We start from the raw sequence: 242 nt of genomic DNA, 5'->3' as shown, positions 1-242 counted from the left end.
ACCGACAAGCTGGCCGGCGAACTGATCAAGAAGTATCCGGGCATGAAGCTGACCAAGATCATGGTCAGCGAAGCCGGCGCATCGGTGTATTCCGCCTCCGAACTGGCGGCGAAGGAGTTCCCCGAGCTGGACGTGTCCCTGCGCGGCGCCGTATCCATCGCCCGTCGCCTGCAGGACCCGCTGGCGGAGCTGGTGAAGATCGAGCCCAAGTCGATCGGCGTCGGCCAGTACCAGCACGACGT

The 242-nt window shown here is 64.5% G+C and carries 1 pseudogene; it reads left to right on the top strand.

Annotated features, from left to right (window positions below):
* Positions 1-242 (top strand): annotated as a pseudogene (locus ACLJNW_RS27960) (RNA-binding transcriptional accessory protein); the annotation flags it as partial.

This window comes from Salmonella sp. SAL4457 (assembly GCF_046548235.1).
Classification (GTDB): Bacteria; Pseudomonadota; Gammaproteobacteria; order Enterobacterales; family Enterobacteriaceae; genus Salmonella; species Salmonella enterica.
The sequence above is the reverse complement of the archived record's forward strand: the minus strand, read 5'-3'. Positions and strand labels throughout refer to the sequence as shown.